Genomic DNA, 21,085 nt, shown 5'->3' on the forward strand with positions numbered 1-21,085 from the left:
AAGGAGCAAAGGTATGACCATTCAACTCGCAGGAGGAAAAGCAATCAAGGAGTCGAAGGGCGACCGCCTGTTTTTAGGCATCGTCTACACCATTTTGATCTTGGTCGTCCTGGCGGTTCTGTATCCGCTCGTCTATATTTTAAGCAGCTCCATCAGCAGTCCGGCGGCGGTCACCTCCGGAAAGGTATGGCTGTGGCCGGTCGATATTTCATTCGAGGGCTTCCGTGTGCTGTTCAGCAGGCAGGAAATTATGACGGGCTATTTAAACTCGATTATTTATACCGCGGCAGGCACTCTGATCAGCGTCACGCTGACCGTCATGATTGCCTACCCGTTGTCCCGGAGGTCCCTCTTCGGGCGCAACGTATTCATGATGATCATCACCTTTACGATGATTTTCAGCGGCGGGCTAATTCCTACTTATATGGTCGTTAAAGACCTGCACTTGATCGATACCAGGTGGGCGCTGCTGATTCCCAACGCCATCTGGGTATGGCAGGTGATTATCGCCCGCTCCTTTTTTCAATCTTCGATTCCGGGAGAACTGCTGGAGGCTAGCGAAATCGACGGCTGCAGCGATATCCGTTTTATCCGAAGCGTCGTGCTGCCGCTGTCCAAGCCGATTATTGCCGTTCTGGTGCTGATGTACGCTGTTGGGCAGTGGAATGCCTATTTCGATGCGTTGATTTATTTGAGAAGCGCGGACCTGTTCCCGCTGCAGTTAGTCCTTCGGAGTATTATTATCCAGAACAACAGCTCGGGCGGAACGATGGACGCCATGGCGATGGTGCAGAAGCAGCAGCTGGCCGAGCTGTTAAAATATGCGCTGATCGTGGTGGCGACCCTTCCGGTGCTTGTCATTTACCCGTTCGTGCAGCGCTATTTCGTGCAGGGGATGCTGGTCGGGTCGGTCAAAGGATGACCTTGAGGTGCTGATTTCGGCACGCCATCCTGATTCTTATTCCATTTCAAATGGAGGTGGTGCCCTTTTTTGAAAAGAGGAAGGCATAAGAAGCTTGCAGAACTATTAAAAAGGGAGCGATTCGATTGAAAAAGAGCCTAATACGAATGTTTATCCTGCTGATGGCCACCTTCGTAGTCATCAGCGGCTGCTCCGGCAAAAAGACAGATAGCCCGGACAACGCACAGGGAGGCGGTACCGCAGCCGACGGAGGATCGTCGAAGCCTGTACAGGTCAGCGTGTTCGCTGTTCAGGAGTCGGGAATCGACATTCCGACGAACAAGTTTACCAAATTCGTCGAGGACAAATTCAACATTCAGTTTAAATGGCAGATTAACCCTTCCGACGGGGCCAAGGAGAAACGCCAGATTTCGCTGGCAAGCGGCGATTACCCTGATGCTTATCTGCTTACAGCCTACATCGACGAATTTTCCCAGGCTGACGTTCTGAAATACGGGCAGCAAGGAGTACTGATTCCTCTGAACGATCTGATCGACCAGTACGGGCCCAACATCAAGAAGGCGATGGAAGAGAGCCCTGAAATGAAAGCTCTTGTCACGGCCCCTGACGGCAATATTTATGGGCTTGGGGCCTATACCGAATGCTTCCACTGTTCCTATCCGAACAAAATGTGGCTCAATACGGAATGGCTGAAAAAGCTCAATCTTCAAGAGCCGAAGACCACCGAGGAATTCAGAGAGGTTCTGAAGGCTTTCAAAACGAAGGATCCCAACGGCAACGGAAAAGCCGACGAAGTACCGCTCAGCGGCTCGACGGAGGACTTCGGCGTCCGTATCATTCCTTATCTGATGAACAGCTTTATCTATGACGACGACCGGAACTATTTGACGATGAGCAGCGGAAAGGTGCAGTCCGCCGCCATTACGCCGGAGTGGAAGGAAGGATTGAAATACGTCAAGTCCCTTTATGATGAAGGGCTGATCGACCCGGGCGCATTTACGCAAAATGCGGAGGCCTTCAAAAAAGTCGGCGAAAATGCCGGTGCCGAAATTCTCGGTGCGGGAGCAGGCATGCATCCGGCCATCTTTATCAATATCGATCCAGGCAACACCCGTTCCGCACATTATAACGCGCTGCCGCCGCTGACCGGTCCGAACGGCATTTCGTATGCCACGCATGATGCCGGAGGCGTAACTTCCGGAGCCAAATTCGTGATTACGAATAAAGCAAGCAAAGAAGCGCAGATCGCATTAATCAAAATGGTGGATTATATGTTCACGCCCGAAGGGCAGACCAATGCCGGAACCGGTATGAAAGGCATCGATTGGACGGATCCGGAGCCGGGAGACAAAGCGCTGGGTGAAGGCGTCAAGCCGATGGTCAAAACGATTCCGACGAAGGAAGGCGAGCAGCCGCACAATGCCGGATGGAGCGGAATGGGGCATTTCTACATGCCGAAAGAATACCGTGACACCTGGGTACAGGGCACCGATATATACGCTTCGGACGGCTATGAGCGCAGACTGTACAACGCTACGCTTCTGTACCAAGGACATGAGCCTAAAGAAATTTTCCCGATTTGGTCCGTCTGGATCGATCCATCCGAAATCGACGAAGCCAGCATGCTGCAGACCAACCTGAAAAATTACATTGAGCAAAATGAACTGCAGTTCGTGACCGGCAACAAAGACTTGGACAAAGATTGGGATGCTTATGTGAAAGGCTTGAAGGACCTGCAGCTGGACCGTTATCTGGAAATTTTGCAGACGGCGTATGATAAATTAGCAAAATAATACGATTTAACAAGGAACCGGCGGCTAAGCCTGTTGGTTCCTATGCGGGATGCCGGTTCTATAACAGACTGGCATCTTCCGCGTTTTCCTTTATTCTTGCAACATGGGCTGCGATTGTAATTTAATGATGGAGCAGACAATGCATCGAAAGGAGCAAGGTATGACTGATTCTGGAAATCCGGGCCCGGCCCTAGTCAAAATGATATCACTGGCGGACTTTGGCGACGCTGAGAACTTACAGGCCAATGCAGGGGCGGCCATGCGGCTTGCGCTCGAGGCAGCCGGTTCGCATGATGGCCCTGTCGTATTGGATATCCCACTTGGAAGATATCATTTTTATCCGGAGCATGCCGTCAGGGCGGCTTATCATATTACCAATACGGCCAGTGAGGAGGAAAACCCGGACGTCACGAAGACGGTCGCGCTGCTGCTGAAGGGGCTTCGTCGGCTGACGCTGGAGGGGAACGGTTCCCTTTTTGTGATCCACGGCAAGCAAACGATGCTGCTGCTGGACGGCTGCGCGGATATGGAAATCCGCAACCTGCGCTTCGACTATGCGGTGCCGACCGTGACCGAGATGACCGTGGAGCGGCGCGGAGATCATGATCTCGACGTTTGCGTGCATCCGGATTCACATTATGAACTGGTAGACGGACATCTCACTTGGGTCGGCGAAGGATGGAGGTTCCGGGAAGGGCCGGTACAGCACTGCGACATGGCCCAAAACACCACCTGGCGTGTGGAAGATTGGCCGTCACGGGCTGAACGCATTGAGGAAATCGGCAGCCGGCGGCTGCGGTTTCATTTTGGGGAGGAAGCCGCTCCGCATGTTTCGCCTGGAATGACCGTACAAATGAGAGACGGTATTCGTGACCAGGTCGGTGTGCTGATCCTGGAATGCGAGAGGATCCGTCTGATCGGCATGGGCCTTCATTTTATGCATGGGCTGGGCATCGTCGGCCAGTTTAGCGCGGATTTGACCTTCGCCGATCTGGATGTGACGCCGCGCCCTGAGACGGGGAGAACGGTGGCGGGCTTCGCCGATTTTATCCATTGTTCAGGCTGCCGGGGCCGCGTCTCGATCACGGACAGCCGGTTTGCCGGAGCCCATGACGATGCGATCAACGTTCACGGTACGTACCTCTGCATCGTCGGCCAACCGGCGCCCGATCAAGTGCGGGTTCGATTCATGCATCCGCAAACGTATGGTTTCCGCGCTTTCTTTTCAGGAGACGAAATAGCTTTTGTCGATGCGCGCAGTCTTACGTCCTATGCTTTCGGGCGGATTGCCGCGGTGAAGATGCTCGATCCCCGCGAGCTGCTTCTGACATTGGAGCAGCCGGCCCCAGCATCGATAGGGGAGCATGACGTCATCGAGAACGTGACGTGGACACCGGAGGTCGTGATCGAAAGGAACCATTTTGCCAGAATACCGACCCGGGGTATATTGGTATCGTCGCCGCGGAAGACGGTCATAGAGGGCAACAGGTTTGAACGTATGAACATGAGTGCCGTTCTGGTTGCAGGCGACGCGAATTCCTGGTACGAATCAGGTGCTGTCACAGATGTGCGCATTGCGGGCAACCAATTTATCGACTGTGGCGGAGAGGAGCATCCCGTGATCCGGATCGCTCCCGAGAATGAGCCTTCCGTGCCGGACGTGCCGGAAGTGCCGGTCCACCGCAACATCCGGATCGAGGACAACCGGTTCAGAACGGCTCATGCCGTGCTGCTGTCGGCGCAAAGCACGGAAGGGCTTGCCTTCTACCGAAACGAGATTTTGCTCGTTGGGAAGGATGGCAGTAAAGATGGGCTGTCTCCGGGCGGGCTCATTAATGGGCTGTACCCCGACGGACTTTTTAAGCTGGAACGCTGCAGCGGAGTTAATATGGCCGACAATTCGGTCGACTTCATGGTGGCTCCGACAGACGAATAGAACGAGGAATAAAGGAGATGGACGTCATTGACAAGAAAAGACTGATCGTTTTTTTGGACAGTGGGGATACGCTGGTGGATGAGTCTACCGAGGTTCGTGACAAAGACGGAATCGTGGTTAGCGCCGACCTGATTCCGGGGGCCGCGGAGATGGTGAAGACGCTGCATTCGCTAGGCTTTACACTTGCGCTCGTGGCCGACGGAGATGCACAATCCTTCAAAAACGTGCTGAGTCAGCACCGCCTGCACGATTATTTCGATGCGCTCATCATTTCCGAGCTGATCAAGGCCACCAAGCCGAGCCCGCGGATGTTTAAAGCGGCGATCGGCGCGCTGAACGGGTCCGAAGCGGATTTTGCCCGCACCGTCATGGTCGGCAACAATTTAAGCAGGGATATCAAGGGAGCGAACGCCCTTGGCATCATCAGCGTTTTTCAAAGCTGGACGCCAAGGTACCCCCATACGCCGGCAGACGAGTCCGAGCAGCCCGCTTATACGATCAGCGAACCGATGCAGCTCATCGAACTTGTCAATCGGCTGGAAATGGAACTTGGGGCAGCGGAAACGGAAGGCGAGAGTTCCGAACCCCGGAAAGTACGGCAGGAGTGGCAGGACTGGCAAGAACGGCAAGAACGGCAAGAACGGCAAGAACGACAAGCAAAGGGGGCCGGGGACCATGCCGCATTCTAAGCCGATTCATGCGCATGCGTATCCCAAGCCCATCATCCATACCCGGAGCGGTCTACCTGCATTTCAGGATAAGATACGCAAGGGACTGCCCGTAACCGTTGCTTTTCTTGGCGGGTCCATCACAGAGGGAGCGGGAGCTTCGGACGCGGATAAGACCAGCTGGCGGGGCCTGACGCAGGCCTGGCTCGAGGATCGGCACGGCGCCGACCGGATGGCCTGCATCAACGCCGGCGTCGGCGGCACCGACTCGACCTTTGGCGCGCACCGGCTGCAGGAGCATGTCCTGGAGCACGGCTCGGTCGATCTTCTGTTCGTCGAATTCAGCGTCAACGACGGGACGGACCGCAGCGAGTCGATCCGCGGCATGGAGGGGATCGTCCGCGGCTGCAAGCGGCGCTCGCCGCAGACGGACCTTTGCTTTGTCTATACCGCGGCGGACAAAAATTTAGGACCGGGCGTCCCGTTCAACATCGCCGCACACGAGGAGGTCGCTGCTTATTACGGCATCCCTTCCGTCAACTACGCCTCCGCCATTGAGCAGGGCATCGAGGAGGGGCGCTGGACATGGAAGGAACTCGCACCGGATGGCGTCCATCCGAATGACGAGGGCCACGCGCTGTATGCCGGCTTTGCCCGGGAATTCCTGGAGCCTTTCTTTGAGACAAGAGCGGATGCGACAGCTGAAACCGGGCTAAATTCAGGATGCGGGGCGAGGATTGAGAACAGGAACGAGCCGGAAATCAAAGCTGAGATCGAGTCAGAAGTATCGGACACGGGATCAAGGGACACAGCCAGCGTGAAGGGGCAACCCTCTAGCAACGAGAGGGATGTCCTTTCCCTCCCGCCTTTGGAGGCGGGGAATTACGAGTACGGACGGATGATCCGGGCGGACAGCATTTTAAGCCAAAGAGGATTTGACTACAACGGGCTTCAGCACAAGCCGGTCATGAACTGGCGCTACGATGACGGTCACTTGGAGGCGCTAGACGAAGGAGCAGGCCTCAGTTATATCGTGACTGGCCGCGGAACGGGACTCTGCCTGTTCATGGGCCCCGACTCCGGCATTCTGGAATACGCCGTGAACGGAGGCCCTTTTCAAGAGGTGAACCTTTTCGACGACTGGTGCAAGCTGGCTTACAGACCCGTGATCATCATGCTGGCCAGCGGTTCCGAACCGGCCGAAATGCAGGTGGAGGTCAGAAACACAGGACGAAAAGACATGGAGAGTCTGGGAACGCGGCTGCAGGTGCTGCGAATCCTGAGCCATTAAATAGGGCTTAGCATGTCTCGCTCTGGTCGTAACACTCGTAACAAAAACAGCCGGGCCACGAAAGCAGTAAAACCACCTTCCAAAGAAAAACCAGCCAGGCCCCCGTCAGGGTTCCGGCTGGTTTTCGATGTTATTGACGTTCGGTGCAGGTCGCAAACGTTAGTATGTGCTGCACCTACGCTTCTTTACCTGGTTCACGACCTGGCGGGAATATTTCAGCAGCCCCGGGTTCCAGTGTTCGGACACGCTCCAGGTAAGCCGTCACCCGGCGGTCATCTTCATTGGGATAGGCAAAGCCGAATTTCGCCGCCACTTCTTGCGCCGTGCTGCGGAATAGGTCGGTCATAGTAAACAGCGCGTTCCAAGCATCTTCGTATTGGCCTTTTGGATAGGTGGCCAAAAGCTGTTCCCAGCTCGATTCGGGAATGTATCCCTTTAAGTACTTCCCGTTTTTGCCGGTGCTCACCGAGAACCTGGTAAGGAAGCCGGCCTGCCATTCGAGCATCTTGACCAGCATCTCCCGGATGATGTTCAAATGGTCGAGCGCATACAGGATCTCCAGTCTCCACAAGCCTTTGGCGACGTAGGGCGAGACCCACCAAAACTCGTTGCAGCAGTCGGCAAATAATTTAGCGGTCGGCTGCTGTACCCAATACCCCTGATCCGTAGGCTCCGCCAGCTGCGGTAGGCTCTGGTCTTTGTCGAGCAGCACCACGGCCAAGCGGTCACCGCCGTTCCAGTCATCCTTTTTATCGATCGGGCAAAGGGTCAGGTCAATCCGATTGCCATCCGTGAACAGCATAAGATACGGATAAAATCCGTCCATAGCCGGAGGAACGAGCTTCATCTCCTCCGGTTTTTGCATGACGATCCGGTCGCCGAATACGTTAACCCAGTCGGGATCCTGGATAAAAGACCCCACATCAGTCACGACATATACAATATCGTAATCCTGAAAAACATCCTTCGGCGCTTTCGGATTCGTGCGCGAGCCGTTCATCCCAACGGCCCGGATACGCTCGTCGCTTTTGGCTACATTCAAAATCAAATCCAACATTTCTCGTTCGCTTCTCATCCCGGGTACAGCCTCCCTTTTTTATATTAATTTGGAGTTGGGTCATGCTTACAAGAGGCGGTCCACGAATTCGGATGCTCCAGCGAACGACGAGTTCACGTTACAAGTGGTCAAGCAGCTTCTTCATGATGATTGTCCTCCTTTTTAGTGGTGGGTGCATCATCGTTAGAACGGAATTGTAAGGATCATGACAGGCGGTATGCCGCCCATACCATAATTACTGACATCTTACCACAATTTGGGGGAGGGCGGGAAAACGTGCTGTTCAACTTGGGTGAATTTTCCTGAAGCAAATATCGGTAACATTCCGTTTGATAACCGGACCGTCGGGTGGTCAACGGATAGTCCAAAAATCTGGATTATACAGGCGATGGCATAATGGTCTGTCATAAAGTGAGTTCACAGTTATTTTAGACCGTCTACATATGGTGAACAAATTGAGACTTTGTCTTTTAAATGGTGGACAGAAGAGCATATCTTTTCCCAACTGTTGAATTCTATATATAGTAAAAATATTTAGTTTTGATACTAGATACTGAGTTTTTCGAGTCAATCCGTCAGCAGGGGAGTATAGTGTATCGTGTCCTTCTTTTGTAAGACAAAGTATGAAATTGTCCATTGAGGGAGGACGGATTTGATCCTCATTAAGGTGGCCAAGATGCAAACGCTTTTCATTTCGCAATGGGACCGGGCTTGCAAGCAACAGTTATTTAAATACATTTCGAATAGCTGCAGTATCGAAGTCGTTCGTAATTTTGTATGACCTAGATGCTTTTTTAGGCACGGCGGCGTTGTATTCGAAAGTATTTATATAGTCGTTGTCATAGAGAGTCAGCCCGTAAGCACTTCCCTTGTCCTTTGTTTTCAGGGTTATCCAGTAGGATTCGGTAAATTGAATGTCTGATGATCCGGACTTTTTTAATTTCGCCGCAGAAAGTGAGTTCAATATTTCATTGATTTCTTCCGAATTCGTTACATTTTTGGTGTGCTCACCCTGCTGATCGCGTTTGATGATTTCAATGGACGCAACACGGTTGGTATCGAGCTTATCCAGTACAGCTTCTTTGAACGTAAAGTTTTTTGGTGAAAAGTAGAAAATCCCCAAGCCGACCACGATGAGGACGGCGGCCGCAAGGTATACGAGTCGTTTCATACTTCATCCCCCTTCGTTCTGACCAATAGCGTAAAGTATGCTGCGGATTTAAAAATTTACTTTTACTCCCAATTCTATTAATAATGAGAGGCATAAATCAAGCGATAATTTGTTTCTATTAAATTAGGTTTAAATTAGGTTGCCTAAGGCAACCTAAGAAACGACCAATCGAGTCAGATCTATTTCAGGGAAACACTCCATATGAGAAGCCTGCAGTCGTCGGCTTATTTTTAGAGAATGGTTGATTTCGGCTACTCCGAAATCCCGGCCCTGGGGTTGAACATGCCCCCTACACAGCCTATCATACCCTGATATCCGAACAAGGATTTGCCGCTGTGCGTTCCTCTTTGTTCGGATAGTTCAACTACTCCGGTGGCGCGGTGCGCCTGACGGAGTAGTTGAATGAACAGGGGAAGCATGATCGAGAAGGTGATCGATATGATACGCATGTTCCAGGTGGCAAGCCTAACGGCTGGTGATTAAACTAAAGGGAGCGAATCCAAGATGACATGATATCTTTCAACTTTGCTCTATACATGGATGCAATAAAACAATGGCTTTAAGCAAATCAAAGCAGCCTGGCCAAAGGCCAGGCGCTGATGTCTGATCATTCTCAAGCGAGTTCACGGCCAAAGCCGCCCGGAACGAGCATATTCCTTCCCCATCAAGAGATGGAGAAGGGCCTCACAAACGTGGAAGTCACAGGTAAGGGAGACTCAAGAGGCCCCTCCCACGCGCCAAACGTCTGGGTTTCGCCAATCATCCCCCGGACCTGTGGTTTCCGAGTCCAGCCAAGTTCGCCGTACCAAACACAAAGCAGCCTGGCCAAGGCCAGGCGCTGATGTCTGATCATTCTCAAGCGAGTTCCCGGCCAAAGCCGTCCGGAACGAGCCTATTCCTTCCCCATCAAGAGATGGGGAAGGGCCTCACAAACGTGGAAGTCAACGGAAAAGTGGCTCCAAGAGGAGGCGGGAATTGGGGTGGAAAGTCTACGTGCCGCCTTTGAGACCGGGTTCCAACCACCTTATCAATTCGAAGGAACCCGGTCTCAACAGCGGCTGAAACCCCAATCCCGCCCCTCCCACGCACAAACATCTGGGTTTCCTCCACTCACTCCACGCGCCAAACGTCTGGGTTTCGCCAGTCATCTAGGCAGCTTGGCCATTGCCAAGCCACTCACAAATACACGCTTCGTTGACATGCCACACTCGGTTTTACCATCCCCGCACACACCCAGTCCTTCCTCAGCTCTTGATCGCCCCCATCATGATTCCCTTCACAAAATACCGCTGCACGAACGGATATACCAGAATGATCGGCAGTGTGGCGACCATGGTCACCGCCATCCGGATGCTCTCGCTCGATACCGGGATGCGCTTGGAGCTTTGGGCCAGCTGCTGGGCGTCGGACATCATGCTGGCCGTCTGGAACTGGTTCAGGATCTTGACCAGCACGGCCTGCAGCGTCTTCAGCTCAGGCTTGTAGGTGTACACGTAGGAATCGTACCACGAGTTCCAGTGGCCGATGGCCAGAAACAGGCCGATGGTAGCCAGCACGGGAACGCAGAGCGGCATGATGATGCGAAAAAAGATTTGCAGGTCGTTCGCACCGTCGATTTTGGACGATTCCTCGATCTCGCCGGGGATTTGCTCGATAAAGGTCCGGACGAGAATCATCAGAAACACGCCGATCAGGCCGGGGAAAATATAGACCCAGAACGAATCGATCAGTCCGACGGATTTGATGACCATATAGGTCGGAATCAGGCCGCCGCCGAAATACATTGTGAACACGAAGAAGAAGGAGAAATACTTCCAGCCGATCAGGTTCCGTTTGCTGAGTGCGTAGGCCAGCATGGAGATGCAGAAGATGGACACGGCGGTGCCGACGACCGTCCGCAGCACGGTGATTTTGATGGCGCTCCAAATTTCCGGGTTGCGGAAGATGGTCATGTAGCTTTCAAAGGTCGGCACGCGCGGCCAGAAATACAGCCCTCCTTTTAACGTGTCCGTCGCGTCGTTCAGGGAAATGACGAAGATGTTCCAGAACGGATAGAACGTCGCCAGGAAGATGATGGCCAAAAAGACGTACAGTGAGGCATCGAACAGATGTTCGGGGACCGTTTTGCTGTTTTTCATATCGTAAACCTCCCGGGTCGATTAGAATAAAGACTGGCCGTTGAGCCGCTTGGCGATGCCGTTGACGATGATGACGATGATAAAAGCGACGACGGAGCTGAACATACCGACGGCGGAGGCATAAGAGAACATGCCGTTCTGAATACCGTAGCGGAACGAATAGGTAGACAGCACATCGGAGTAGTCGCGCGTCAAATCGTTGCCGAGCAGGAAGTGCTGGTCAAAGCCGGCATTTAGAATGCCGCCGAGGGCAAGGATCAGCAAAATGACGATCGTTGGCTTCAGGTGCGGCAGCGTGATGTAGCGGATCTGTTTAAAGCGGCTTGCACCATCAACCTTGGCGGCTTCGTACAGCTCCTGGTTAATGGAGGAGATGGCGGCCAGATACATGATCGAGTTGTAGCCCATGTCCTTCCACGTGTTGCCGATCGCAACGATCCACCAGAAGTAGGAGCCGTGCTGCAGGAATAAAACGCTCTCACGCGTAATATGCAGAAACTTCAATATGCCGTTGATTGCGCCGTCCGAGGACAGCAGCGTCACGATAATATTGGCCGCGATAACCCAGGAAATAAAGTATGGCAGATACGATGCGGTCTGCACCGTCTTTTTAAAGCGAACACTGCGGATTTCGTTGATGGCGATGGCAATGAGGATCGGCATCGGAAATGAGAACAGCAGTGTAATTAAAGTCGACGCCAGCGTGTTGCGCATGACGATGAGAAAGTCGCCGTTGTTGAAAAAGTACTGGAACCACTTGAATCCGACAAATTCGCTGTGAAACAGCGTATGCCAGAAGCCGCCCAGCGTCGGCTGGTAATTGACAAAGGACATGTACAGCCCCACCATGGGCGTATAAGCGAAGATGAGCGCCCAGACGATCGCGGGCAGCATCATGAGGAACAGATACTTCTGTTGTTTGACGGTCACCCACAGCTTGCGCCGGGGGATCGGTAGCTCCGATCTTTTCTGTAAAGCCAGTTCGGTTTTCATAGGGGGCACCTCGCATCTTAAGTTAACTCAAATTATAAAACCCGCAAAAAATGAGTGTCGATACGCCATTGTAACGAAAGATGCTTGAAAATGACTTACATTTGTGAGGACCCTTAGTTAAGTAACGGGAAACCACTATAATATAGAATGAACTAAAGTTTTCTATCGTTATCGCTTGATTCACGGGGCATTTCCGTGTCAGAAAAGGACTTTCTTTAGTTCATTTCTATATAAACGTTAGCAAAAGGGGACTGGAGGGGTAGACCATGTACAGCATTTTTCTGGTAGACGACGAAGAGCTGGAGCTTGAGATGATGAGGGACTATATTCGCTGGGAGGAAATGGGGCTCTATGTCGCAGGCACGGCCGTCAATGGACGGGATGCCGTGGAGAAGATCGAGGCGATCCAGCCCGACATCGTGCTGACCGACGTGCAGATGCCGCTGATGAACGGCCTCGACCTGGCGAGGCATATCCGGGAGCGTTATGACTGGATGCAGCTCGTGTTCCTGACGGGGCACGACGAATTTGATTACGTCAAATCGGCCTTGAACGTGGGAGCCGTCGGGTATTTGCTAAAACCGCTCGATCTCAGTGAAATTGTAAGCGTTATCGAAAAAGTAAAGCATCAATGCGAGGAAGTGCGGATGAAGAACCGTTCGATCCGCGTGACCCGCTCTCATATTTTGAAGGAGCTGGTCCATGAATCCGATGCGGAGCGCACCGGAAATCTGGCCGCCAGCTTTCGCCGGCTATCGCGCCACCCGGAGGGTCAGAAGTACGCATTGGCCATGCTGCAGCTGGACGGCATCAGCGCCGAGGCACAAAGCGTATCCGTGGAAGACGGACGCGACCAGGTGTCCGAGCTGATCGGGGAATGGCTTGCCGAGAAACGAATAGACGCCGACATCGTCCTGTTCAAGGAAGGCGAGATGGGCCTATTTATGAACGCTGCGGCCAAGCCGGGTGAGTATGGTTGGAACGACCTACTGGAGCGTATCCGGCAATCGCTGCATTTTACGGTAACGATCGCCACGGCACCGCAGGAGGAAACGTTGACGGGAATTCAGGTGCTGTACCGGCAAACACGGGTCATATTAGCGGAGCTGTTTTACACGGGAAAGGGAAAAGTCATCGGGCCGGAGGACGTTCAGCAGTCCAAGGGCGGGGAGGTGCCCGCGCTTGCGGAGAAGGAATGGATCGAAGCGCTGGACGGGCATGATCTGAAACGGGCGGGTGAGATTTTAAGTGAGCAAATCGCCAAGCTGGTGGCGCTGAGGGTTGTAAAAAACGAGGTGTGCGGCGCGGCCATCGGCTGGATCGAGCACCTGCTGGAGCACATTCACGAGCCGATTGCGGAAAGCCATAAGCGTGCGGAGCTGTATCATACTGTGTACGGCTGTCAGACCATTTACGAGATTGAAGCGCTGGTGATGGACTACGCCAAGCAGGCGGCGGATTCGGTCCGGCAGCGGTTTGCGGACAAGAACGCCAAGCTGGTGCACCAGGTGCGGACGATGATCGACCAGAACTTCCATCAGCCGATTACGATTAACAGCCTGTCGGACCAGGTGTACCTGTCGCCGAACTACCTTCGGTCCATTTTTAAAGAGAAAACGGGGATGACGATTCATGACTACCTGACCCAAATTCGCCTCGACAAGGCCAAAAGCTACCTTGCCGACGAATCGCTGAAGGTGCAGGACATCGCCCAGATGGTGGGTTATGAGAGCACGTCCTACTTTATTTCCTTATTCGTGAAAAACCAAGGAGTCACGCCGAATGAATACCGAAAACATCTCCTTCTGGGATAAAATCGCCGCACGCATTCCGTTCACTCGGACAGGCAGACTTGCCCGCCCGCGCCTGCGGCACAAATTTTTCCTCATCTTTCTGATCGTCATTATTCTGCCGTTCTCCATTCTGATCTATTATTCGTATACGTCGACTCGCAGCACGATTACGGAGCAGACCTATACCGCGCTCAATGTGACGTTGGCCCAGATCAACACAAACGTGGAGAAACGGCTGGAATATTACAACCAGCTGTCGAACATTTTGTACATGGATGCCCAGCTGCGCAATTATTTATCGACGGATTACGAGCAGGCGTTTTATTATTTGGACGCTTTTCAATACATCAACCGCACGCTGCCCTCGCTGATGACGCTGAATTCCAACATTCAGAACATCACGATCTTTACCGGCAACAAAACGCTGTACTCCGACGGCCAGTACGTGAAATATATGGAGGAGCTGCCCGCCGAAATCAAGGAAAAGGCGCTGAAGGCCGCCGGAAGTACCGTTTATACCCATACGGATGACTACACGGCGCCGGATGCGCATTTTACGCTGGCCCGTTCGCTGAGTTATTTCAGCCTGCAGCATCCCTACGGCATTTTAACGCTGGACATCAGCGACAACGAGCTGTATTCCCTCATTAAGATGGAAAACAACAACAAAAGCGTCTACATTATCGACGAAAATGGAAGGATCATCAGCACGGGGGATCAGAACCTGGCTTCCAGCCTGCTGTACGACCTCTATCCCATTCAGAAGGAGCTGAGCGGGACATCGGGTCATTTTGACTTGAAAATGAACGGTCAGGAGCGCTTTTTCACCTATAACAAGCTGAGCAACGGCTGGAGTACGGTCATTACCGTGCCGTATGACGAGCTGCTGTCCAACACGAACAAGGCTACGGGAAAAATCATCTGGTTCTCCGCGATCACGATAAGCATCGCCATTCTGCTGCTGTATTTCACCACCAAGGTGCTGACCAAACGGATCGAGGTGCTGCTGCAGCAGATCCGCAAAGTAGAACGGGGCGACTTCCGCCTCTCCATCAAACCGATGGGGCATGACGAGATCGGCCAGCTGTCTTTTGCCTTCAATAAAATGGCCTCAACGATCCAGAATCTGATTCAGGATGTGTACGTGAAGGAAATCGCCATGAAGGAATCGGAGCTGAATACGCTGCAGGCGCAGATCAATCCGCATTTTCTGTATAACACGCTGTCGTCGATCTCTTCGCTGGCCTTGAAAGAGGGGGCGGGGCAGGTCTACCGCATGGTCAACTATTTGGCCAAGTACTACCGGGTGTCGCTGAACAAGGGAAAACGGATCATCCTGGTGGAGCAGGAAATCAATCTCGTCAAAAATTACGTGGCGATTCAGGACATCCGCTTCCGGGACAAGCTGCATATGCACTACGACCTCGATGAAGAGCTGTTCCAGCGGACGACGATCAAGCTGATTTTGCAGCCTTTTATCGAGAACTGCATCAACCACGCGATGTGGGACGAGTCGGGTGTTAACATTAACGTCAAGCTGAAGCGGGACGGGCATGACATGCTGCTCCGGGTTATTGACGACGGCGCCGGGATGACGGCGGAGCAGCTGGACCAGGCGATGCAGAAGAGCGACAGTCCTTCCGGAGTTTCCGGATACGGAATCAAAAACGTGGATGACCGCATCAAGCTCACTTATGGCGGGGAATACGGGGTGTCCATGTTCAGCAAACCGGGCATCGGCACCGCCGTCACGATCCGGATACCGCTCGATCCGCCTCCGTCTGCCGCAAAAGCACCGGGATGAGAAGCCGCCTTGAAACGATGAAAGACGTTTTCCATTATGAATTGTAATATTGCGTTATAGCTAATTGAACTCCCCGTTTTTACAATTAGACATGTATTCGGGAACAAGAATATGACGACTTCAGAAAGGGGTTCAGGCAATGAAAACGATCAAAGGGATTCTCGCGGCAGCCCTCGTTATGACAGCGCTTACCGGTTGCGGCGGCGGAGGCGGCGGGAAAGCGGCATCCGGCGATGACAAAGGCGCGGCCGCGGACAGCAATGCGCCGATCACGCTAACGTGGTTCGATAAAAATACGGGGGATGCGTTCAACAACCCGGTGGCCAAAGCGATTACGGAAAAGACCGGCGTCACGGTCGAAATTCAGCAGCCGACCGGCAACCCGGTGGAGAAGCTGAACCTGATGCTGGCGAGCGGCGACCTGCCGGACGTCGTCATGCTGGACCGCGGCAGCGACATCATGAACAAATATATTTCATCGGGCGCGATTATCCCGCTGAACGATCTGATCGACAAGTACGGTCCGCATATTAAAGAAATGTACGGCGACACCCTGGCCAAAACGAAAAACGACGACGGGAAAAACTATTATTTTGCCAATTGGTACGGTCTGGAGAAATATCCGGTCTTCGGCTTTATGATGCGCATGGATATGATGAAGGAGCTCGGCGTCGGGGACAAAGTGAACAACGGCGAGCCGTTTACGGCGGAAGAGTTCGAGAACCTCCTGGTGAAGTTCAAGGAGAAATATCCGACGATCGACGGCAAGGAATCGATCCCGATGACGCTGAACGGTGAAAATATCGGCAGCGTATCCGGCACCTTCAAAGGCATGTTCGGCATGATGCCGTATTATGAAACGAATGGAGAGCTGAAGAAGGACATCCGCGATCCGCGTTACCTGGAGATGGTGAAATTCCTGAACTCCTTGTACCGCAAAGGACTGCTCGACAAGGAATGGGCGACGATGAAAACGAAGCAGTTCGAGCAGAAGCTGGCGGGCGGCAACGTGTTCGCCACGGCCGAAGCGCTGTGGAACGTGGGCAACCCCAACTCGCTGCTGAAATCGGAAGCGTCTGATCCGGCCAAAGCCGACGAGCGCCAGTTCTATCAATATAAAGTGCTGGCTCCGGGCGTGAGCGCGGACCAGACGACGTACGGTCCGAAAAGTTCCCTGGGCTGGGACGGCGTAGCGATCACCCGCTCGAACAAGGATCCGGAACGCACGATGAAGCTGCTGGACTTCCTGGCCAGCGAGGAGGGACAGTACCTCCTGATGTGGGGCGTGGAAGGCAAGGACTGGGATATGAAGGACGGCAAGCATGTGCCGCGTCCGGAAGTGCTCGATGCGTTCAAGAAAAACTGGGATGAGGCATCCCGGACAACGGGCATCCGCAAATGGACGTGGATGATCAAGAACGGACCGGGATCCGACGGCACGCCTTACGACCTGATCGGCCGCTTCCAGTCTGATCCGGTGACCGATCTGGCGATTAAAAACCTGGCCGATACCTCTTTTGACACCGCGCCGTACGACAACCTGGGACCTGCGGGTGGCACGCCGGAAGCGATCATGGATACGAAGGTCAACGATACGATCAACAAATATTTCCTGAAGATGGCCCTGGCTCCGACCGAAGAGCAGGTGACCGAGCAGTACAACCAAATGATGAAGGAAGTCGAGGCGGCTGGCCTCTCCAAACTGGAGAAAATCTACACCGAGAACTATAAGAAGCGCCAGCAGCTGTGGACGGAGTCTAAATAACGCAAGCGGGGGAGGAGAAGACGGCCTTTGTCTTTGGCCTCCCTTTTTTTGCCGGGGCGCAGACCGTGATGGCTTGCACGCCCGAAGTTAGCGGGAAACGATCCATTTTCAAACGGTAAAGGATGAGGGACGATGGGAAATGTAGACATGCAGTTTGAGTTTGAGGAAAAAAGCCGGATCTTTGCGATTCATACGAAGCGCAGCTCCTACGTGTTCGGGATCAATGAACGGGACCGGCTGCAGCATCTGTATTGGGGCGAGCCTGTCACGATCGACGACTGCGCGCCGTTGCTGCGAGGGCGGTCGCACAGCTCCTTTGACGCCGAAGTGGATATGGAGGCCGAGGAGTTCAGCTTTTGGGGCGGGGTCAACTATGACGAGCCTTCCCTGAAGGTGCGCATGCCGGACGGCGTCCGGGATCTTTCGGCCGGCTATGCGCGTCATGAAATCCGCGAGGAGGACGGCCGGCAGACGCTGGTCATTGTGTTGAAGGACCGGGTCTACCCGCTGGAAGCCCATCTGCTGTACCGGGTCATTCCGGAATATGACCTGATTGAGCGTTCCGCGCGCATCGTCAATACCGGCGGGGAGGACATCGTCCTTGAGAGCGTCCAGTCGGCTGCGTGGAGCATGCCAGACCTGCGGGATTACCGGCTGACGCATGTCACCGGGAAATGGTCGGGCGAATTCCAGCTTCGCCGCAACGTGCTGAGCGAGGGGAAAAAGGTGCTGGAGTCGCGCAGAGGCTTTACCGACAGCCACACTAACCCGTGGTTTGCCGTCGATGAAGGTCAGGCGACGGAAACGGACGGCTGCGTCTGGTTCGGGGCGCTCGCCTGGAGCGGCAACTGGAAAATTACCGCGGAGAAAACGGTGTTTAACCATGTCCGTGTGACCGGGGGAATCAACGATTTCGACAGCGAGTGGGTGCTGGGTGCCGGCGAGTCGTTCGATGCGCCGTGGTTTGTCGGCGGGTACACGGCCGGCGGCTTCGGCGGCATGAGCCGGAATCTGCATCAGTACCAGCACGCGTACGTGCTGCCAAGCTCTGAGCCGCGCAAGGTGCTGTATAACTCCTGGGAGGCGACGTATTTCAATGTGAACGCCGCGGACCAGATGGCTCTGGCCGAGCGGGCGGCGCGGATGGGCGTCGAGCTGTTTGTCGTCGACGACGGCTGGTTCGGACAGCGGAATCACGACCGGGCCGGACTGGGCGACTGGTACGTGAATAAGGAGAAGTTTCCGAACGGTTTGGGCGAGCTGATCGGCAAGGTTCACGAGCTTGGCATGGAGTTCGGCATCTGGGTCGAGCCGGAGGCGGTCAATCCGGACAGCGACCTGTACCGGGCGCACCCGGACTGGGTGTACCATTTTGAGACGCGGCCGCGGACGGAGCTGCGCAACCAGCTGCTGCTGAACATTTCGAAGCCGGAGGTCAAGGCGTACATCCTTCAGTTTATGACCGAGCTGCTGCAGAATCACCGCATCAAGTTCATCAAGTGGGATATGAACCGCACGGTCACCGAGCCGGGAATGAAGGATCATCCGCTGCACCGGCAGAAGGAGCTGTGGATCCGCCATGTCCGCAGCCTGTACGAGATTTGGGCCGAGCTGCGGCGCCGGTTCCCGCATGTGGAATTCGAGACGTGCGCGGGCGGCGGCGCGCGGATCGACCTCGGCATCTTCCGGTATGCCGACCAGTCCTGGCCGAGCGACAACACCGACGCGTTCGACCGCTTAAGCATCCAGGAGGGCTTCTCGTACACGTATGCGCCCCGGATGATGACCTGCTGGGTGACGGAGTCGCCGACAGGCATGAACAAGCGGAACGTGTCGCTGAAGTACCGGTTCCACAGCGCGATGATGGGCACGCTCGGCATCGGCTCCAACCTGAACGAGTGGAGCGACGAGCTGATCGAGCAGTCCGGTGAATTCATCCGCCAGTACAAGGCGATCCGCCCGCTTGTGCAGTTCGGCCGCCAGTACCGGCTGGCCGATCTCCAGCACAAGGGCGTCACCGCCGTGCAGTACGTCGATGAAGCCGGTGCGGACAGCGCCGTGTTCGCCTTCCTGCATTCGCAGCGCCTCGGCGAACCGCTGCCGCGGCTGCGCCTGCAGGGGCTGCAGGCGGACCGGACGTACGCCATCGAGGGGCTGCCCGGCAGCTGGAGCGGACGCGCGCTGATGAACATCGGGATTGAGCTGCCGCTGCGGGGTGATTTTGACAGCCTGCTGTACCGGGTGACGGCGGTGGAGTAGGCGGGTGGTGGCTGGTGGCCGGTAGCTGGCCGGCAGGTTGTAGGCCGCCCCAGCAGATGGGACTCACCGGCGGTAGTTTGCGAGCCAGTCCCGGGCTAAAAGGCGATGACCATTCAGCCGTACAAAATGAAGCGAGTGGACGTAAGGACGCCCCCAGGGAAATTGCTGGGGGCGTTTTTTTTATAGGGCAGGACGTAGTGCTGAACCGAGTTACTTGAGACAACAAGACACCTGGCCCCCCACTTTACCCCTTTCGTGTCCCCCGGTACTCCGAGGGAGACTTGCCCATTATTTTTTTGAACAGGCGCGAGAAGTAGTAGGGGTCCTGAAATCCGAGCCGGTGGCTGATTTCCTTCACACTTTGCTGGGTGAGGTCCAGGTGCCTGCAGGCCAGCTGGATTTTCAGCCGCAGGTAGTAGTCGATCGGCGAATAGCCGGTCGCCTCCTTGAAGCGCTGGGTAAAATGCGGAACAGACACGCGCGCCTGAGCCGCAAGCTGCTTCAGTGTGACGGTGCCCTCCAGGCGGTCCATCATATACCGCACCGTTTGCGTGATATCGTGCTGGCTGTGGCGGAAAATCCCATCCTGCGGCTGCAGCCGGCACAGCCTCAAAATCGCCGCCAGGTGATGCGCCAGCTGCGATACATAAATGATATGGTTCAGCGTATAGCCCTGCTCCAGCAGCGCATACCCTTCCTGGAACAGCTCCGTCAGCTGGCGCGCTTTGTCCGGAGGCAGGGTGACGGGAAGGGATGCGGCGGCGGTTTTAGCCGGACGGGAAGGCGGCTCTGTGATGTCCCCGCTGTCCGAGGCTCCCGGTGCACCCACACCGATATTATTCCATTCATCGGACTCGCTAACATGCGTACTGGCTTCCTCGGCCTCTGGCCCGTGCCCTGATTCGTGTCCTGGCTCATGCCCTGGCCCGTGACCTGGCTCGTGCCCTGGACCGGGTCCCAGACCAAATCCCTCAAAAAACGCCTCTGTCTGCTCCCCCTTGAAATGCCACCAGTAAATGCTCCACGGATGCTCCTCTGACGAGCCATAGGTGTGGGGAGTCCGCGCGGGAATCACGATGGCCTGGCCCTGGCCGACCGGCTGCGCCCGGCCGCTTCCCAAGCGGTACCAGCCTTCTCCTTCCATGCAAAATATGACGATGACCGCTTCGCTGCCTTCGGGCCGCTCCCGGTAATGATGCAGCGCGCGCGGGAAGTATCCGGTATCGGTCACGTAGAGGGAACGGACCAGCGGATGCGATGACGCCTCAATCAGAATATGATCCGGTAGGACGATGAGTTTCTCGGATTTGAATCCGTCGGGTTTTCGTATTTTTTCCATAGTATTTACTATGGTTTGGGCCGTGTACTTTGTCAATGGAAACCTCCGTCTCAACACGCTCTATCAACACTGAAAAATCATAATATAATCCATCATTCCCATGAGATCGTGAATGGAGGGCGGGGCCGCTTCCTTTTAAGATGAGGATAGAGTTTT

Annotated in this window: 14 protein-coding genes; 9 read left to right on the forward strand and 5 right to left on the reverse strand. The window is 54.5% G+C overall.

Annotation, left to right across the window (positions count from 1 at the left end):
• Positions 1–13: 13 nt before the first annotated feature.
• From IAE55_RS13385 to IAE55_RS13405, 5 genes are all read left to right on the forward strand, one after another.
• The gene (locus IAE55_RS13385) at positions 14–922 is read left to right on the forward strand and encodes a carbohydrate ABC transporter permease (protein WP_145948326.1); all 909 of its coding nucleotides are present in this window, start codon (positions 14–16) and stop codon (positions 920–922) included.
• A gap of 125 nt (positions 923–1,047) precedes the next feature.
• Positions 1,048–2,715: an extracellular solute-binding protein gene (locus IAE55_RS13390; protein WP_234489514.1), complete on the forward strand. Its 1,668-nt coding sequence runs from the start codon at positions 1,048–1,050 to the stop codon at positions 2,713–2,715.
• A gap of 160 nt (positions 2,716–2,875) precedes the next feature.
• The gene (locus IAE55_RS13395) at positions 2,876–4,651 is read left to right on the forward strand and encodes an alpha-1,3-galactosidase-related protein (protein WP_200632828.1); all 1,776 of its coding nucleotides are present in this window, start codon (positions 2,876–2,878) and stop codon (positions 4,649–4,651) included.
• A gap of 17 nt (positions 4,652–4,668) precedes the next feature.
• Entirely contained in the window at positions 4,669–5,340 is a 672-nt protein-coding gene (locus IAE55_RS13400) for an HAD family hydrolase (RefSeq protein ID WP_200632830.1), read from the forward strand.
• The gene (locus IAE55_RS13405; RefSeq protein WP_200632832.1) at positions 5,327–6,610 is read left to right on the forward strand and encodes an SGNH/GDSL hydrolase family protein; all 1,284 of its coding nucleotides are present in this window, start codon (positions 5,327–5,329) and stop codon (positions 6,608–6,610) included. The genes IAE55_RS13400 and IAE55_RS13405 overlap by 14 nt, the downstream gene beginning before the upstream one ends.
• A gap of 175 nt (positions 6,611–6,785) precedes the next feature.
• Here the strand turns inward: IAE55_RS13405 and IAE55_RS13410 are convergent, their stop codons facing one another.
• The 4 genes from IAE55_RS13410 to IAE55_RS13425 all read right to left on the reverse strand — a co-directional run bounded on the left by IAE55_RS13410 (position 6,786) and on the right by IAE55_RS13425 (position 11,969).
• Entirely contained in the window at positions 6,786–7,685 is a 900-nt protein-coding gene (locus IAE55_RS13410; RefSeq protein WP_200632834.1) for an aminoglycoside 6-adenylyltransferase, read from the reverse strand.
• A gap of 706 nt (positions 7,686–8,391) precedes the next feature.
• Entirely contained in the window at positions 8,392–8,838 is a 447-nt protein-coding gene (locus IAE55_RS13415; RefSeq protein ID WP_200632835.1) for a DUF5301 domain-containing protein, read from the reverse strand.
• Between the two features lie 1,244 nt (positions 8,839–10,082).
• Positions 10,083–10,976 carry a carbohydrate ABC transporter permease gene (locus tag IAE55_RS13420; RefSeq protein ID WP_076175584.1) on the reverse strand — a complete coding sequence of 298 codons (894 nt, stop codon included), beginning with the start codon at positions 10,974–10,976 and terminating at the stop codon, positions 10,083–10,085.
• 21 nt (positions 10,977–10,997) lie between these two features.
• Complete coding sequence (locus tag IAE55_RS13425) at positions 10,998–11,969, reverse strand: ABC transporter permease (protein ID WP_105441951.1); 972 nt, start codon at positions 11,967–11,969, stop codon at positions 10,998–11,000.
• 266 nt (positions 11,970–12,235) lie between these two features.
• On the opposite strand from IAE55_RS13425, the gene IAE55_RS13430 reads away from it, so the two are divergent.
• The 4 genes from IAE55_RS13430 to IAE55_RS13445 all read left to right on the forward strand — a co-directional run bounded on the left by IAE55_RS13430 (position 12,236) and on the right by IAE55_RS13445 (position 19,590).
• Complete coding sequence (locus tag IAE55_RS13430; RefSeq protein ID WP_200632837.1) at positions 12,236–13,783, forward strand: response regulator; 1,548 nt, start codon at positions 12,236–12,238, stop codon at positions 13,781–13,783.
• Positions 13,752–15,566 carry a cache domain-containing sensor histidine kinase gene (locus tag IAE55_RS13435; RefSeq protein WP_145164056.1) on the forward strand — a complete coding sequence of 605 codons (1,815 nt, stop codon included), beginning with the start codon at positions 13,752–13,754 and terminating at the stop codon, positions 15,564–15,566. Before IAE55_RS13430 ends, IAE55_RS13435 begins: the two co-directional genes overlap by 32 nt.
• 139 nt (positions 15,567–15,705) lie before the next feature.
• Positions 15,706–17,331 (forward strand): ABC transporter substrate-binding protein, encoded by a 1,626-nt coding sequence (locus tag IAE55_RS13440; protein ID WP_145164054.1) that lies wholly within the window; start codon positions 15,706–15,708, stop codon positions 17,329–17,331.
• A 132-nt stretch (positions 17,332–17,463) separates the two neighbouring features.
• Positions 17,464–19,590: an alpha-galactosidase gene (locus IAE55_RS13445; protein ID WP_442793332.1), complete on the forward strand. Its 2,127-nt coding sequence runs from the start codon at positions 17,464–17,466 to the stop codon at positions 19,588–19,590.
• Between the two features lie 244 nt (positions 19,591–19,834).
• Here IAE55_RS13445 and IAE55_RS13450 read toward each other — a convergent pair whose 3' ends face one another.
• Positions 19,835–20,965, reverse strand: a complete 1,131-nt coding sequence (locus tag IAE55_RS13450) for a helix-turn-helix domain-containing protein (protein ID WP_442793333.1) — start codon at positions 20,963–20,965, stop codon at positions 19,835–19,837.
• Between the last annotated feature and the right edge of the window lie 120 nt (positions 20,966–21,085).

Source organism: Paenibacillus sp. S28 (assembly GCF_016624415.1).
Taxonomy (GTDB): domain Bacteria; phylum Bacillota; class Bacilli; order Paenibacillales; family Paenibacillaceae; genus Paenibacillus_AQ; species Paenibacillus_AQ favisporus.